14 protein-coding genes are annotated in these 14893 nt (G+C 61.7%); 5 read left to right on the top strand and 9 right to left on the bottom strand.

Going from position 1 to position 14893, the window contains the following annotated elements; genetic code table 11:
* Positions 1 to 107 precede the first annotated feature (107 nt).
* The 3 genes from ASTEX_RS04610 to ASTEX_RS04600 form a co-directional block, all read right to left on the bottom strand.
* Positions 108 to 1499, bottom strand: a complete 1392-nt coding sequence (locus ASTEX_RS04610; RefSeq protein ID WP_013478448.1) for an aspartate aminotransferase family protein — start codon at positions 1497 to 1499, stop codon at positions 108 to 110.
* A 747-nt stretch (positions 1500 to 2246) separates the two neighbouring features.
* A complete protein-coding gene (locus ASTEX_RS04605) occupies positions 2247 to 2999 on the bottom strand; it encodes a gamma-glutamyl-gamma-aminobutyrate hydrolase family protein (RefSeq protein WP_013478446.1) in 753 nt (250 codons plus the stop codon).
* Between the two features lie 19 nt (positions 3000 to 3018).
* Entirely contained in the window at positions 3019 to 3840 is an 822-nt protein-coding gene (locus ASTEX_RS04600) for a hypothetical protein (protein WP_013478445.1), read from the bottom strand.
* 95 nt (positions 3841 to 3935) lie between these two features.
* Here ASTEX_RS04600 and ASTEX_RS04595 point away from each other — a divergent pair, with 95 nt between their 5' ends.
* A complete protein-coding gene (locus ASTEX_RS04595) occupies positions 3936 to 4805 on the top strand; it encodes a 50S ribosomal protein L11 methyltransferase (protein WP_013478444.1) in 870 nt (289 codons plus the stop codon).
* A 6-nt stretch (positions 4806 to 4811) separates the two neighbouring features.
* On the opposite strand, the gene moaC is transcribed toward ASTEX_RS04595, so the two are convergent.
* From moaC to ASTEX_RS04580, 3 genes are read right to left on the bottom strand one after another with little or no spacing between them, the layout of a single operon-like run.
* On the bottom strand, positions 4812 to 5288 hold the full coding sequence (gene moaC / locus ASTEX_RS04590) for a cyclic pyranopterin monophosphate synthase MoaC (protein WP_013478443.1): 477 nt from the start codon (positions 5286 to 5288) through the stop codon (positions 4812 to 4814).
* A complete protein-coding gene (locus ASTEX_RS04585; protein WP_013478442.1) occupies positions 5285 to 5746 on the bottom strand; it encodes a molybdenum cofactor biosynthesis protein MoaE in 462 nt (153 codons plus the stop codon). Before ASTEX_RS04585 ends, moaC begins: the two co-directional genes overlap by 4 nt.
* A 4-nt stretch (positions 5747 to 5750) precedes the next feature.
* A complete protein-coding gene (locus ASTEX_RS04580) occupies positions 5751 to 6002 on the bottom strand; it encodes a MoaD/ThiS family protein (RefSeq protein WP_013478441.1) in 252 nt (83 codons plus the stop codon).
* A 181-nt stretch (positions 6003 to 6183) separates the two neighbouring features.
* On the opposite strand from ASTEX_RS04580, the gene ASTEX_RS04575 reads away from it, so the two are divergent.
* A complete protein-coding gene (locus tag ASTEX_RS04575) occupies positions 6184 to 7389 on the top strand; it encodes a polysaccharide biosynthesis protein (RefSeq protein ID WP_013478440.1) in 1206 nt (401 codons plus the stop codon).
* 36 nt (positions 7390 to 7425) lie between these two features.
* Here the strand turns inward: ASTEX_RS04575 and cydX are convergent, their stop codons facing one another.
* The 3 genes from cydX to ASTEX_RS04560 form a co-directional block, all read right to left on the bottom strand.
* On the bottom strand, positions 7426 to 7548 hold the full coding sequence (cydX, locus tag ASTEX_RS04570; protein ID WP_013478439.1) for a cytochrome bd-I oxidase subunit CydX: 123 nt from the start codon (positions 7546 to 7548) through the stop codon (positions 7426 to 7428).
* 135 nt (positions 7549 to 7683) lie between these two features.
* Positions 7684 to 8844 carry a cytochrome d ubiquinol oxidase subunit II gene (gene cydB / locus ASTEX_RS04565; RefSeq protein WP_013478438.1) on the bottom strand — a complete coding sequence of 387 codons (1161 nt, stop codon included), beginning with the start codon at positions 8842 to 8844 and terminating at the stop codon, positions 7684 to 7686.
* A gap of 24 nt (positions 8845 to 8868) precedes the next feature.
* Positions 8869 to 10458 (bottom strand): cytochrome ubiquinol oxidase subunit I, encoded by a 1590-nt coding sequence (locus ASTEX_RS04560; protein WP_013478437.1) that lies wholly within the window; start codon positions 10456 to 10458, stop codon positions 8869 to 8871.
* Between the two features lie 188 nt (positions 10459 to 10646).
* Here ASTEX_RS04560 and ASTEX_RS04555 point away from each other — a divergent pair, with 188 nt between their 5' ends.
* The 3 genes from ASTEX_RS04555 to ASTEX_RS04545 all read left to right on the top strand — a co-directional run bounded on the left by ASTEX_RS04555 (position 10647) and on the right by ASTEX_RS04545 (position 14870).
* Positions 10647 to 12368 (top strand): ABC transporter ATP-binding protein/permease, encoded by a 1722-nt coding sequence (locus ASTEX_RS04555; RefSeq protein ID WP_013478436.1) that lies wholly within the window; start codon positions 10647 to 10649, stop codon positions 12366 to 12368.
* The gene (locus ASTEX_RS04550) at positions 12365 to 13945 is read left to right on the top strand and encodes an amino acid ABC transporter ATP-binding/permease protein (protein WP_013478435.1); all 1581 of its coding nucleotides are present in this window, start codon (positions 12365 to 12367) and stop codon (positions 13943 to 13945) included. The genes ASTEX_RS04555 and ASTEX_RS04550 overlap by 4 nt, the downstream gene beginning before the upstream one ends.
* 67 nt (positions 13946 to 14012) lie before the next feature.
* Positions 14013 to 14870 (top strand): isoaspartyl peptidase/L-asparaginase family protein, encoded by an 858-nt coding sequence (locus tag ASTEX_RS04545; RefSeq protein ID WP_013478434.1) that lies wholly within the window; start codon positions 14013 to 14015, stop codon positions 14868 to 14870.
* The last annotated feature ends 23 nt before the right edge of the window (positions 14871 to 14893 follow it).

Here is a 14893-nt window from a genome sequence, read left to right as displayed (position 1 = left end):
TCAGATTAGCGTCGCAGGATAGGTTTGCTCGTCTCATGCCAAAGCACCATACGTGCCCGGGCATTAAAAGGCGCGAGGCGAACGGTTATCGCTTCGTAAGAAAGCGATCAGAGCGCGCGCAATACCGGCTCAGCCTCATTCAGCGAAGCCTCCAGAATATCAACAATGCGGTCGATTTCGGCCTCGGTGATGATCAGCGGCGGGCACATGACGATGGTGTCGCGGATGCCGCGCACCATCAGGCCATTCTTAATACAGATGTCGCGCACCACCGGTCCGGCATGGCCTTCGGCGCCCTTGAAGCGCAGGTTGGTCCCCTTTTCGGAGACGATTTCCACCGCACCCAAAAGCCCGATGGAACGGGCTTCGCCGACCAGGGGGTGGCCGTCGAGACGAGTCAGGGCCGTTGCTAGATAAGGACCGGTCACCTCGCGCGTGCGCTCGATCAGGCCCTCGCGCTCGATAATGCCTATATTGGCCAGTGCCACGGCACAGGCCGCCGGGTGGCCCGAATAGGTATAGCCGTGCACAAAGTCGCCGCCGGTCTTCAGCACCTCGACGATGTGTGACGACACACCGACCGCCGAAATGGGCAGATAGCCCGACGACAGGCCCTTGGCCATGGCGATGATGTCGGGCTTTACACCATAATGCTGATGGCCGAACCACTGACCCAGACGCCCGAAGCCGCAAATCACTTCGTCGCAGATCAGCAGGATACCGTACTTGCGGCAAAGGGCCTCGACCTTGGGCCAGTAGCTTTGCGGCGGGATGACTACGCCGCCGGCGCCCTGGACCGGCTCACCGATGAAGGCCGCGACCTTGTCCGGCCCGACGCTAAGGATGCGGTCTTCGATATCCTGAACGCAGGCATCGGCGAAGGCGTCCGGGTCCTGACCAAAGCCTTCGCCGAACAGATAGGGCTGACGCACGTGCTCGATACCGGGAATGGGTAGGCCGCCCTGCGCGTGCATAAAGGTCATGCCGCCCAGCGACGCGCCAGCGACGGTCGAACCGTGATAAGCATTGCGGCGCGAGATAAAGACCTGGCGGTCCGGTTCGCCTTTCAGCGTCCAGTAGTGACGCACCAGACGGAAGACCGTGTCATTGGCCTCGGACCCCGACGAGTTGAAAAAGACGTGTTTGAGGTCTGGATTGCTCAGGACCATCTTCTCGGCGATCTTGGCCGCCAGCCGCACGGCGGGGGCCGTCGCCGTCTTAAAGAAGGTGTTGTAATAGGGCAGTTCCAGCATCTGCTTATAGGCCGCTTCGGCCAGCTCGCTGCGCCCGTAACCGACATTCACGCACCACAGCCCGGCCATGCCGTCAAGCAGCGATTTGCCATCAATATCCGTGATCACACAGCCTTCGGCATGGGTGATAATGCGACTGCCACCCAGTTGCTCAAGCAGCGCATAGTCGGCCTGCGCCGGCAAGTGGTGCGCCAGATCGAGCGCCTTCAGTTCGGCGGAATCGTTGTTTTTGAGCGGAAGATTCATGACGGGCGCTCCGTGAAAGCATAGGTTTTAAGGGACTATAGCCCCACCCCGGCAAAAGCGGAATGGCCAAATCAAGGGCAGCGCATAATTGTGATCACAATTTACGAAAATATTTTAGTCGCGGAAAGGCACGAGGCGAAGATGAGCGCAGCAAAAAACATTCGGCCGCGGTGACCGTTTAAGAGTTTACGCGGCTATTTTCTCCTCCTACGAAGTGGAGAGGTCGCACCGAGCGAAGTGACGCTGACGCAGGGGCATAACCGTCCATAAGATACCCCTCCGCAACGTAAACTCAGCACATCCCTATGATATGAGGAGGAAAATGATCGCAAACAGTAAAACCTCACTACAAACCCACAGCCTTTTCCAACCCTTCGTGTTTTTCGTGACCAACGACTTGCGGGGCATCGCCCCAGATTGCCCTTTGCGAGGCTGCGACTCCTTCTTTGCCATGGATAGACACGGATGATGAACTTCATTCGTCAGCACGTATATCCGTACCGGCGGGCAACGCCCGGCATCTGTGCGCATCCATTGAGAAACCCCGTCCCCGTTGACCAAGCGCACGTATATCCGGTCAGAGCTTGAAAACGATGAAAACCACAGATTGCGCAGACTTCACAGATAGATAGGTGGCCCGAGGCCCTCGCATCCCCGCGCAGCGCACATCTCGGTAATCTGTGGTTCCAACCCTACTGACACCGCCGCCAAACGGAAGGTGGCAAACCTTATCAGACGAGGCCAAAGTTAAATCGCGTTTCCGCGAACGGCTGCGCCGAGAAGGCGGAAGAACGCCTGGCGGTCGGGATAAAGCTCTGGCTGCCATTCCGGGTGCCACTGCACCCCCAACACCTGCGCACCGCCGATATTGGCGCTGAAGGCTTCGACCACGCCATCGGGGGCTACGGCCTCGACGCTTAGCCCCTCAGCCAGCCGGTCAACCCCCTGAAAATGGACCGAATTGACCCTCAGCGCCTCACGTCCGACGGCTCGCGCAAGTACACCGTCTGGGGTCAGGGCCACTGGATGCGCGTGGTCAAACATGTCGGCAAAACGGGTCTGCGCTGGGGCGTGATGGTCAAGCCGCTCGGAGCCCACGGGCGCCGTCCCCAGATCCCGACGCAGAGTCCCGCCCAGCGCCACATTGATCTCCTGAAAGCCTCGGCAAATCCCGAAGACCGGCCTACCCATCAGGGTCAGGCATTCGATGAGCGCAAACGAGACCGCATCGCGTTCGGCGTCGAACGGCCCCTCCCCTTCGGCCTGACCATAGCGGTGCGCTTCGATATTGGAGGGCGACCCGGTCAGCAAAAGCCCGTCCAGTCGCTTAGCGACGGAACGGGCGTCAAAAAAGCCGGTATTGGCCGGGATGAGCACGGCAGAGCATTCGGCGTAGGTCGTGGCCGCGCGAACATAACGGTCCATAACCGCCTGCGCCTTCTCGACACCGAAGTCCCGATGGCAGCAAGTGATGCCGATGACCGGCAGGACTTCATTCATCCGCCGCTTGCCCCTTCGCCTATTTGCGGCCGAACAGCCAGTCAAAGAATCCGCGCTTCTTAACCTGCGCCTGAGCCTTCTTGACCTCTTCCTGCACCTTGTGAGCTTCGGTCTGGGCCTTAGCCACGGCCTCTTCAACCGCCTCCTTGGCCTCGTTCAGTACCGGCTTGGCCTTTTCGACGGCCTCATCCAGCTTTTCTTTAGCGGCGGCGGCAACCTCTTCGGCCTTGTGCACTGCCTCCTCGATCTTCGGCTTGGCGGCCTCGACGACGTCCTCAAGCTTGGCTTTGGCCTGTTCGACGACGGGCTTGGCGGCTTCGGCGGCGTCTTCCAGCTTGTCCTTGGCGACGGCGGCAGCGGCGCTGGCCGTTTTTGCGGCCTTGTCGAGCGCCGGCTTGGCACGCTTTACGGCCTTGTCGATCTCGCCCTGAGCCGCTTCCACAGCCTTGGAGGCTCGGGTGCGGGCCTTTGTCACCTTGGGCTCAATTGCAGCAACGGACTTGGCGGCGCGGGTCGTGGAGCGGGCAGCCTTCTTCACCTCGGCTTCGACGACCTTCTCGGCCTTCTCCACCTTAGCTTTGGCGGTCTTGGCGGCCCTTTCGATCTTCGCGGTGGCCGCCTTTGTGGCCGTTTCGGCCTTTTTGGTCACAGCCGCGGCGGTCTTGGCCGCCTTCCGGGCCGTAGCGTCGGCAGCCTTGACGGTCTTTTCGGTCGCCGCCTTCACTGCGGCTTCCGGCGCAGGCTTAGGTGCGGGTGCCTTACGGGCGATGGTCTTTTTCACCCCGGCATCCGCCGGAATCTCCGTCGCCTTTACCGTCTTCGTCTTTTTTTCCGTCGCCATTGCCTACTTTCCCATTGGCGTAAGGGCTCCCTTACGCATAAAAGACCGTTGAAACGCTTCCGTCACATCGAATCGGACGATCTGCAAAGCCTACAATGACTTATAATCCACAACAAATCATCGCAAAAGGCCCCCGTCTGGTGGCAGAAACAGCTGCCGAGGCCATCGATAACGATGCCTGGCTCGAAGGCGCGACCTACTCGATCCTCGAAGAGGATGAGGACCGCAATATTTGGCGCATCGACGCCTTCCCCACCACAGAGGAGGAAGACGAGCGTTTACAAGAACTTCTGGCGGAATATCCGGAACTGGTCGTCACGGCGGATCAGCTGGCCGATGCAGACTGGTTGGCCATGGCCCTGTCGGGTCTGCCGCCCGTACGCGCCGGTCGATTCTTCGTGTACGGTATTCACGATCGCGGCAAAAAGCCGCTCAACGCGGTTAATCTGCGTATCGAAGCCGGGGCGGCCTTCGGAACGGGCCATCACGGCACAACAGTCGGTTGCCTGTGGGCCTATAACGACCTGCTGAAAAAGCACCGTTATGAGCGCGTGCTGGATGTCGGTGCAGGCACCGGCGTTCTGGCCATTGCCGCCGCAAAGACCGGCACCAAATATGCCGTCGGCACCGATATCGACGCTATAAGCGTGCGTATTTCCAACGAAAACGCAAAGCTTAACGCGGCCGCCGCGCGCTTTGTGTGGGCCAACGGCCTGAACCACAAGGACGTGCGCAAGGACGCCCCCTACGATCTCGTCTTCGCCAATATCTTGGCGCGCCCACTGGTCGGTCTGTCGCAGTCGATAAAGACGGCGCTCAAGCCGGGCGGTACGGTCATCCTGTCGGGCCTATTGCGAACGCAGGAGCGGTTCGTCAAGGCCGCCTACCTGTCCAAGGGTTTCCGCGTGGTGCGCCGCATCCACCGCGACGCTTGGTGCACGCTTGTGATGCAGCGCGGTAGTTAGCAGTAGTTAATACCCGTAATCGGCCTTGCCACCGGCCTTGGCCACCACCTCTATGCCGTCGATACGCATGGTCTTATCGACGGCTTTCAGCATGTCATAGAGGGTCAGCGCCGCAACCGACACGGCCGTCAGGGCCTCCATCTCGACGCCCGTCTGCCCCGATGTCCTGACCTCCGCGCTGAGGCGAAAGCCCGGCAGTGTCTCATCCATCACTATCTCGAGCCCCACCTTGGAGAGGCTCAAAGGGTGGCACATGGGGATCAGGTCCGCGGTCTTCTTGGCCGCCATGATGCCCGCGATCTCAGCCGTGGAGATCACCGCGCCCTTAGGGGCCCTGCCGTCGCGCACAATGGCCAGAGTCTCACCGGCGCAGAACAGCCGCCCCTCAGCGCGGGCTTTGCGCGCCGTAAAGGCCTTCGCGCCGACATCGACCATGTGGGCGCGGCCATCCTTGCCTACGTGTGACAAGCTGTTTTCGCTCATAATTTCCACCGTTTCAGATCGACGGCGTCTGTGGCCGTCGGCTCAACCCAGCGCGCAAAGCCCGGACCAACCTCGCGCTTCCACAGGGCTGCCTCGGACTTAAGACGATCCATCAAATAGTCCGCCGCCTCAAAGGCCGCCCGCCGATGGGCCGAAGCCGCTACCACAAACACAATCTCGTCTTCGGCCTTCACCGCGCCGCAGCGATGCGCCACCAGAAGGGCCTGCACGTCAAAACGCTCAGCGGCGGCTTCAGCAATGGCCTTGAGGCTCTGCTCGCTCATTCCGGGATACCAGTCGAGCCACAGATGCGACACCGCGCCTTCTGTCGTCTCACCGCGCACGCGGCCGGAAAAGGTGACAATGGCCCCGGCCCCGCGGTTGGCCGCGACAAAGCGGCCATAAAGGGCCTGCCCGTCCAGCGCCTGCGGCAGCAACAGGGTTTCGACAGACGCCATGCCCTTAGCCCCCCGAAAAGACGGGAAAAAAGGCCACCTCATCACCGTCGTGCAACGGGCGGTCGTCGGGGGTCAGGGTCTGGTTGACACTCATCAACACCCGTTGAGCCTCAAGCGCGCCGGAGGCAAAAGCTGATTCCAGAACGCTCTGACGCAGGTCAAACAGCCGCGCCGGCGTATCAGTAATGTCAAACAAGCGCTGCCGCTCGCCCATCACGTCGGCCACCTTGCCAAAAAAGAGAACTGTGACCTTCATAAAGCTACCGGTGGAAAACTGTTGGGGAAAATCGGTTGCCCACAAAATTACCTTATTCTTTTTTCACGAAAAGCTGTAAGTTGCACGCTGGCGAACGCTTTTTCATCGCCATGCACGCACGACGCGGGGGGTGTCAATGCCTGTAGGCTTTATTCTTTTCCGGGGCCGGTATTAGGTTCGTATGGCCATATTTAACTATCGTATTTTGCGGTTTCTGGCCAAGTCGGGCTTGATGGGGCGGCGCAACGTTAGGTTGACGCTGGCAGATCCCAATGATCAGATTTCGTACAAGTCGCTTCTGCAACGCCCGCAGGTGCATCTGGACCACGCGGCGCTGAACGCCTTCTATGCCGGCAAGCGCATCCTGATTACGGGCGGCGGCGGTTCCATCGGCTCTGAGATCGCACGTCAGGCCTTGCGACTGGGGGCGGCACACGTCACCCTGATCGACCACAGCGAACTGGCGCTATACGATGTCGAGCAGTCGCTGAACCTAGAATTTGGCAAGCCGCCGGTCAGCCTGATTCTGTGCTCCATCCGGCGCAAAGCGCGCCTTGAAGCCATCTTCGTAGCGCAGAAGCCCGATGTCATCTTCCACGCGGCAGCGCTTAAACACGTGCCGATGGTCGAGATCAATCCGTCGGAAGGCGTGCTCACCAATGTCATGGGCACGCAGTACGTCATCGACGCGGCGCAGGCAGCCAATGTGAAGCAACTGGTGCTTATCTCATCGGATAAGGCCGTGGCCCCGGCCTCGATGATGGGGGCGACCAAGCGTCTGGCCGAACACCTGATTTCGTCGCAAATGGGCCACCTCAATCAGGCCTGCGTCGTGCGCTTTGGCAATGTACTGGGCTCGACGGGGTCTGTTGTGCCGCTGTTCCGCGCGCAGATCGAACGCGGTGGGCCGATTACGCTGACCGACCCCAAGGTCGAACGCTTCTTCATGACCATTTTCGAAGCGGTGCAACTGGTCATGACGGCGGCCATGCACAACGCGACGAACCTGTCGGAAAAATCGAGCCTGTATATCCTCGAAATGGGCGAGCCGATCCGTATATACGATCTGGCGAAGCGCATGATCGACATGTACGGCCTCAAGGTCGAAAGGGACATCAAGATCGTCCTGACCGGCCTGCGCGACGGTGAAAAGATCACCGAGGCGCTGCTGGACGACAACGAAATCCGCGAGCCCCTCCGACCGGGCATTTTCAAGGTGGTTAATCAGGCGATGGACCTGCACCTGTCGCCCAACCTGATGAGCGATCTGTTCACGCTGGCAGAACGCGGTGAGGACGAAATCGTCAAGGCGCAGGTCTTCCGCTTTGTCAAAACCCTGCGCGACTACTCCCCGGCTCCGCCGACACCGCACACCGAAGAAGTCTAACCAAACCCCGCCGTCATCGGCGGGGTTTTTTGCATCTCAGTCCCTATGCGGGTCTTCGGCATCGGGATCATCGGTCGTGAGAAATTCGAACCAGATCCCGTTCAAAATTCCGAAGGTCACGGCCAGACCGAGGCCTAGCACCCAGGTAAAATACCACATTTTGCGACTCCTTTCGGCTTTGCCGGAGGCAAAGCCTGACTTTGGAAAGTGGTGCATTTTCTGCGGGCGGCCCCGAGAAAATGCCTCACGATGTTTAAAAGGGAGCACATGGGGAAACAATGTTTCCCCAGGCTTTCAATAAAGGTCCGGATTCGTCTTCAACGCCTTCACCTCAATGCGGCCGAACAGCACCTTATAGACCCAGGCCGTGTAGAGTAGGACGATAGGCAGGAAGACCAGCGTCACACCCAGCATGATGAACAGCGTGGTGTGCGAGCTTGAAGCCGTCCACACCAGCAGGCTGGAGCGGGCATCGACGGTGGAGGGCAGGATAATGGGGAACATCGAAACACCTACACTGCCAATTATGCCCAACACGCCGATAGAAGACCCGATAAAGGCCCACGGATCGGCCTTGGTCTTCAGGCCCAGAAGCGCTAGCAGTGTGCCCACAAAGCCCAGCACCGGGGCGGCGATCATCCACGGATAGGTGCCGTAGTTGAGGAGCCACGCGCCGGCCTCCTTGACGACCTCGGCATTGCGCGGATTGGACGGGCCATTGACGGCGACGTCGCCCACGACCTTGAAGCCCAGACCGCCATAGGCGAGATAGACGCCCCCCAACGCATAGAGGACGATCACCCCAAGAGCCGCATAGACGCCGTAGGTGATGGCGCGATCACGCAGGGCACCCTTTTCGATTTTCAGCGACACCCAGGTCGCCCCTTGGAGCAGCAGCATGGCCACAGAGGTCAGCCCGCACAGGACGGTGAAGGGGCTGAATAGGCCGAGCAGGCCGCCCAGAAACTGATCGTGATAGGTGATGCGCAGGTCACTATCGAGGCTAAACGGTGCGCCCTGAAGCACATTGCCGACGGCCACGCCGAAGACCAGAGCCGGGACAAAGCCGCCGATGAACAGCGCCCAGTCCCAGTTGTTGCGCCACGCCTTGCCAGGCCGCTTAGAGCGGTACTTGAAGCCGACCGGACGCAGGATCAGCGCTGACAGCACAAGGAACATGGCGAGATAAAAGCCGGAGAAGCTCACTGCATAGACGAAGGGCCAGGCGGCAAAGATGGCACCGCCCCCCAAAATGAGCCACACCTGATTGCCTTCCCAGGTGGCCGAGACGGTGTTGATCACCGCCCGGCGTTCTTCGTCGGTTTTGGCGACGAACGGCAGGGTCGCCAGCGTGCCCAGCGCATAGCCGTCCATAATGGCGAAGCCGATCAGCAGCACGCCCATGAGCAGCCACCAGATGACCCGCAAGGTCATGTAGTCGATAGGTAGTTCCATAAGGGTTACTCCTTTGTCTGCGCGTTATTCTGCCGGGCCGGCGAGGCCACCACTTTGCAGCGGGCTGGTCTCTTCGGCATCGTGCATACGACCGAATTTCGACGCATAGGGACCGGTCTTGATCGTCTTGACCAGCAGGCCGACCTCGATGACGGCCAGCGTGCCGTACAGCAGGGTGAAGCCCACTATGGTCACCCAGATTTGCCCGACGGTGAGGCTGGACGCACCCATAAAGGTGGGCAGGACGCCTTCGACGGCCCAGGGCTGACGTCCCAGCTCAGCCAACACCCACCCGGCTTCCGCCGCCAGCCAGGGAAGCGGGATGGCCAGCACGCACAGCCGAAGGAACCAGCGGGTATGCTCGGCCTTGCGTAGGGAGACTAGTACGAAGGCCACCGCGAACAGGGCGATCATCGCAAAGCCGATCGCGGCCATTAGACGGAAGGTCCAGAACATCACCGGCACATTGGGGATGGTGTCGAGGGCGGCTTTCTGGATGAGGGCGGCGTCCGCGGTACGCGGATCGGCGACGTACTTTTTCAAGAGATAGCCGTAACCGATGTCGCGTTTGTGCGCTTCAAACTGCGCGCGGGCGGCGAGGTCTTCGGGGTTCACCTTCAGCTTTTCCACGGCGTCATAGGCAGCCACACCCGACTGGATGCGGTGTTCCGCCGTTTCAACGAGGTCAAGGATGCCGATGACCGGACGGTCGAGCGAGCGCGTGGAGATCAGGCCCAGAACATAAGGCACCTTGACTTCCATATCGGTGTGCTGGGTCGTCAGGTTGGGGATGCCAAACAGAGTCAGACCCGCCGGGGCCGGCTCGGTGTGCCACATGGCTTCAAGCGCCGCCAGCTTCATCTTCTGGTTATCGGTCAGGGCATAGCCTGACTCGTCGCCCAGAACGACGACCGACAGCGAGGAGGCCAGACCAAAGGCCGCCGCTACCGCCATCGAACGCTTCGCGACCGACACCCACTTACCCTTAAGCAGATAGATAGCCGATACGCCAAGGACGAAGACCGCCGCGATCACATAGCCCGCCGACACGGTGTGCACGAACTTAGCCTGCGCCACCGGATTGAACAGCACTGCCATGAAGTCCGAGACTTCCATGCGCATGGTGGCCGGGTTGAAGTCCGCACCGACCGGGTTCTGCATCCAGCCATTGGCGATCAGAATCCACAGGGCTGACAAGTTGGTGCCCAGAGCCACAAGGAGCGTCACGATCAGGTGTCCGACGCGCGACAGGCGTTCCCAGCCAAAGAACATCAGGCCGACAAAGGTCGCTTCGAGGAAGAAGGCCATCAGACCCTCAATCGCCAGAGGCGCGCCGAAGATGTCGCCGACAAAGTGTGAATAGTAGGACCAGTTGGTTCCGAACTGGAATTCCATGGTCAGACCCGTGGCCACGCCCAGCACGAAGTTGATGCCGAAAAGTGTGCCCCAGAAACGGGTAATGGTGCGCCAGATTTCGCGCCGCGTCAGCACATAGACGCTTTCCATGATGACCAGCATGAAGGAAAGGCCAAGCGTCAGCGGGACGAACAGAAAGTGATACAGCGCTGTCAAGGCAAACTGTAGCCTTGATAGATCGACCGTCATCATATCCATTGAGATATCCCTCGGGTTATTGGGGTTTTTAGATCACACTCTCCTGCGGCAAGGTGCAGCAGCGGAGTGGAAATTTGCCCCTTAATGTCCAAAATGGGCTAGGAGAAAACCCATCCCGGCTTAAACGTATGAACAGCTAAGCTGGGCCTCAGTATATGCCCCGCCCCTGAAACGCCCTATCGCACCAAATGTCGCACCCACGTCCCCTTACCCCTGAGACCCTTGAGGATGCTGCCCGCGACGCCCTAAAGAGTCGCGCCAAAGCTGTGCGTCAGACGCTGAAACTATGGGCCGATCCGGCGAAAAGACAAGTCACACTTGTGCGACAGCTTGAGATCGGGTCGGTTATATGCGCCACGGGCTTTGCCGCCGGACTGGCCCTCATCCTACAGGCGGTGCGCGCCGGTCAGTTTCCCTTGACGGGCCTGGTCTTATTGCTCCTCAGCCTGTGCCTCAGGGGTGCTCTTTCCTACTCTAATCAGGTCCTTAGCCTCAAATCAGCCCGCCTGATCATCGAGAGCCTGCGCCTGTCGCTGATGCGCAAGGCCCTGTCCGGGCGCGGCGTCGAGGCCTCGCAGATGGAACGTATGACGGCCCTGTTTGAGCATACTGAAGCGCTCGAAGGCTATTATGCGCGCTTCGTTCCGGCACGGCAGGCGACAGCCCTGACGCCGCTTCTGGTGACGCTGGCTATCGGGGTGGCCTCGCCTCTGGCGGCAGGCATCATCCTCTTCACCCTGTGTCCCTTTGTCACACTGATGGCCCTGTCCGGCATGGCCACCGCTGCGGAATCGCGGCGCCAACTTGAGGCCCTGACGCGGCTGTCGGGCCTGTTCGCTGACCGTCTGCGCCACCTGCCGCTGATCCGCGCTTTTGATAATGAAGCCACACAGGTCGAAAAGGTGCGCCGCGCTGCCCGCGATGTCTCGGAGCGCACCCTCTCGGTCCTGCGCATGGCCTTTACCGGCTCGGCCATACTGGAATTTTTCGCCGCCCTGTCGGTGGCGCTGATCGCCGTCTATTGCGGGTTTGCCCTGCTGGGCTTGCTGCCCTTCCCCGTGCCGGCTGTTCTCGATTTCAATAAGAATTTGTTCGGTGGCGATGCCTTTGCCCCGGCCTTCTTCGCTCTGGCGCTGGCCCCCGAAGTCTATTTCCCGCTTCGCCGCCTGAGCGCCGCCTATCACGAAGAACAGCAGGCGCGCGCCGCCGCCGAAGCCTTGATAGCGCTGGAGGCGCGGCTGGAAATACCGGACACGGTGCCGCTTACGCTCACTTCCGCCCCCGCCCTGCGCTTTGATCAGGTCAGCGCCGTCTTTGCCGATGATCCAACCCCCGTCTTCGCCCCGGTGAGTTTCAGCGCCAACAGCGGGACCATCATCGCGCTGCGCGGCGAAACGGGGTCTGGCAAGTCCACCCTGCTGCGCCTATTGCTGGGGCGCGGCGGCGACGTGGCGGCGCGCGGTCTTATCGAGATTGACGGTCAGCCGCTAACGCCCGCGCACGACCTGTCGCCCGGCCTGTCGTGGATGTCGCAGCACACACCGATCCTGCCCGGCACCCTGGCCGACAATCTGCGCCTGTCGCACCCACAGGCCAGCGACGCCGAGGTACAACGGGTGATCGCCCTGACCGGGCTGGACGCGCTGGTGGCGGTCCGGGGGCTCGAGACGGCGTTGGATGAGCGCGGCTCCGGCCTGTCGGGCGGTGAGCGGCGGCGTATCGGACTTGCGCGCGCCCTGCTCAAGCCCGCGCCGCTTCTCTTGCTCGATGAGCCTACCGCCGATCTCGACCTGGAAGCTGAGTCTGCTCTCGTCACCGCCATTCGCAGCGCCGCCATAGGCCGCACAGTGATCCTGGCCACCCATTCCGAGGCATTGGCTGCCATCGCCACGCAGGAGGTGCGGCTGTGAGCGCATTCAAAGCATATTTTGCGGATCTGAAGCGCCGTCAGCGCTCGTCCCTGATCGTCGCTTCGGTCTGTGCCGCCGGGGTGTCGATCGCAGCAACCACCCTGCTTGGCCTGTCGGGCTGGTTTCTGGCCGGCGCGGCCATAGCCGGGGCCGCGGGTGGCGCGGTGATGATGGCCTTCAACTATCTGCTGCCGTCGGCGGCCATCCGCGGGCTGGCTATTGCACGCACCGTCATGCGCTATTTCGAGCGCCTAAGCGGCCATACGGCGGCCTTTCGTGCTCTGGCAGAGCTGCGCCCGTGGCTGTATGAAAGGGTTAGCCGTACCCCGCTACGCGTCAGCCAAGGCGAGGCCTCGGCGCGGCTGGTGCAGGATGTCGGGCAACTGGAAAATGCATTAGTGGCGCAAAGCCACTGGGCCTCGGCGCTAGGGGGGCTGATTGCCGCCCTGTTCCTGATCACGCTCCTGTCGCCGGTGGCCTCCATCATTGCGGCGGCGGGCATCGGCACGCTTATAGGCCTGTCGCGTCGCGTCGTGCCTACGCCCACCACCGGCCTGCCCGAACTGGGGGCGTTGAAAAACAGCATGCATGAAACCCTGCCCTTCTTGCCCGACATCGCCGCTTATCGGCTGTCAGAGCGGGTTATGGCGCGGTTAACGGAGCAGGAGGCCACCCTGCTTGCGGCCCGCGAGGCCCAGGCGCGGACAGAAAGCCTGCCTGTGGGGTTAAACCTCGGAGTCTTGGCCGCGACGCTGAGCCTGATCGTCCTCACCCATGCGCACGCCGCCATGCCGATGCTGGCGCTTGGCTTGCTGGTGACGACGGTGGCTTTTGAAGCGACCGGCCCGCTCTTGAAAGCTATGGCGCAAAAACGCCTGTTCGCCGAGGCCGAGGCGCGGGTGGCGGAACTGGGCGACGTGGAGGCCGTGCCACCCGCCCCGCGCACGGGGTCAGTTCTGCGCTTTGGCGGCCAGGACTACGACCTCGGTCCGCAAGCACGTCTGCTGATCCGTGGCGCGTCGGGATCGGGCAAGACGCGTCTGATCGAGGCCCTGATCGGTCTGCGCCCGATGGAAGAGGTGCCGGGGCTCACCGCCCTGCCCGACCTGCGGTTCAGCCTGTCGCCGCAGGACGCGCCGACGCTCAATGGCACCATCGGCGATAATCTCCTGATGGCCCTATCGCCGCAGGAGATCGCGGCAGAAACGCCGGAAAGCCTGACGGCGCGGGTGTGGGCCGCGTTGGAGGCCGCGAAACTGAAAACCCGCGTGGCGGCCATGCCCAAGGGCCTGCACCAATGGATCGGCGACGGCGGCGTGACCCTGTCGGGCGGGGAGCGCAAACGCCTCTGCCTCGCCCGTGCCCTGCTGCGTCCAGCCGAGGTGCTGGTGCTGGATGAGCCGACCGAGGGGCTGGACGCCGTTACCGAAGCTGCCGTTACCGAGGCCGTCGAGGCGCATCTTAAGCGCAACGGTCAGGGCCTGATCCTCGTCAGCCATCGTTCGGGCCCTCGGCGGCTGTGTAATCAGGAACTCGTCGTTGACGCTGCCTTCCAAATCTCCCGCCACGTCGGGTAGGTATGGGGGTATCTTTCGTCCGTCGCTTCGCCTAAAACCCGGCCAAACGACCCGAAGGATACGTCTGATGATCGCATTCGCCCTGCATGGCGGCGCCGGGGCCAAGGCCGGCCGCGACTATGGCCGCGAAATCACCCATATGAAGGGGCTCGCCAAGATCGCGCGGCACAACCTCCATAACGGCGCCCGCGCGCTGGATGTGGTCACCGAAACCGTGCGCTCGCTTGAAGACTCCGGCCTCTATGTGGCGGGCAAAGGTGCATCACCCAATGCTGCCGGTGTGTTCGAACTGGACGCCAGCCTGATGAGCGGGGCGGACCGTCGCGCCGGAGCGGTCGCCGCACTGGCTGGGTACAAGAACCCCGTTGTTATCGCCCGCGCCGTGATGGAAAAAACGCCGCATGTCCTGCTGGCCGGCGATGGCGCACGACAATTTGCCGAGGCGCAGGGCTTTGAGACGGTGAGCGACGACTATTTCACTCGCGCCGGGGCCTTTGAGTCCAACTATCCGCCCGGGACGCTGGCGCACGGGACGGTCGGTTGCGTGTGTCTCGATTCCTATGGCGATCTGGCCTCAGCGACGTCGACGGCGGGCGTGTTCGGCAAGCTGCCGGGCCGCGTCGGCGACACACCGATCATCGGCGCGGGCACCTGGGCCGACGACCACGCCGCCATCTCCTGCACTGGTCAGGGCGAATACTTCCTGCGTGTTCAAGCCGCTGCACAGGTGGCCTTCCGCATCGGGGCCGGTCAGGGCGCGTTCGAAAGCGCCGGTCAGGTGCTGGAGCAGATCGTCAGGATGGGCGGCGAAGGCGGGCTGATCGTCATCACACGCGCCGGTGAGGTCCACGCGCCCTTTCGCTCAGCGGGCATGAAACGCGCGTATTTCAGCGACAATGGCGATATTGTCTCTGAGGCATTTTAGAGCGCTTTCCGAAAGGTGTGAGG

Source organism: Asticcacaulis excentricus CB 48 (genome assembly GCF_000175215.2).
In the GTDB taxonomy this organism is placed as follows: domain Bacteria; phylum Pseudomonadota; class Alphaproteobacteria; order Caulobacterales; family Caulobacteraceae; genus Asticcacaulis; species Asticcacaulis excentricus.
This window is presented reverse-complemented; position numbering and strand designations above follow the sequence as displayed.

What these genes read in the sequence shown, in the direction of transcription:
- ASTEX_RS04555 (WP_013478436.1), top strand. Translation starts at nt 10,647, where the DNA reads ATGTCGCACCCACGTCCCCTTACCCCTGAGACCCTTGAGGATGCTGCC.
- ASTEX_RS04580 (WP_013478441.1), bottom strand. Translation starts at nt 6,002, where the DNA reads ATGAAGGTCACAGTTCTCTTTTTTGGCAAGGTGGCCGACGTGATGGGC.
- cydX (WP_013478439.1), bottom strand. Translation starts at nt 7,548, where the DNA reads ATGTGGTATTTTACCTGGGTGCTAGGCCTCGGTCTGGCCGTGACCTTC.
- cydB (WP_013478438.1), bottom strand. Translation starts at nt 8,844, where the DNA reads ATGGAACTACCTATCGACTACATGACCTTGCGGGTCATCTGGTGGCTG.
- ASTEX_RS04595 (WP_013478444.1), top strand. Translation starts at nt 3,936, where the DNA reads ATGACTTATAATCCACAACAAATCATCGCAAAAGGCCCCCGTCTGGTG.
- ASTEX_RS04610 (WP_013478448.1), bottom strand. Translation starts at nt 1,499, where the DNA reads ATGAATCTTCCGCTCAAAAACAACGATTCCGCCGAACTGAAGGCGCTC.
- moaC (WP_013478443.1), bottom strand. Translation starts at nt 5,288, where the DNA reads ATGAGCGAAAACAGCTTGTCACACGTAGGCAAGGATGGCCGCGCCCAC.
- ASTEX_RS04600 (WP_013478445.1), bottom strand. Translation starts at nt 3,840, where the DNA reads ATGGCGACGGAAAAAAAGACGAAGACGGTAAAGGCGACGGAGATTCCG.
- ASTEX_RS04605 (WP_013478446.1), bottom strand. Translation starts at nt 2,999, where the DNA reads ATGAATGAAGTCCTGCCGGTCATCGGCATCACTTGCTGCCATCGGGAC.
- ASTEX_RS04575 (WP_013478440.1), top strand. Translation starts at nt 6,184, where the DNA reads ATGGCCATATTTAACTATCGTATTTTGCGGTTTCTGGCCAAGTCGGGC.
- ASTEX_RS04560 (WP_013478437.1), bottom strand. Translation starts at nt 10,458, where the DNA reads ATGGATATGATGACGGTCGATCTATCAAGGCTACAGTTTGCCTTGACA.
- ASTEX_RS04545 (WP_013478434.1), top strand. Translation starts at nt 14,013, where the DNA reads ATGATCGCATTCGCCCTGCATGGCGGCGCCGGGGCCAAGGCCGGCCGC.
- ASTEX_RS04585 (WP_013478442.1), bottom strand. Translation starts at nt 5,746, where the DNA reads ATGGCGTCTGTCGAAACCCTGTTGCTGCCGCAGGCGCTGGACGGGCAG.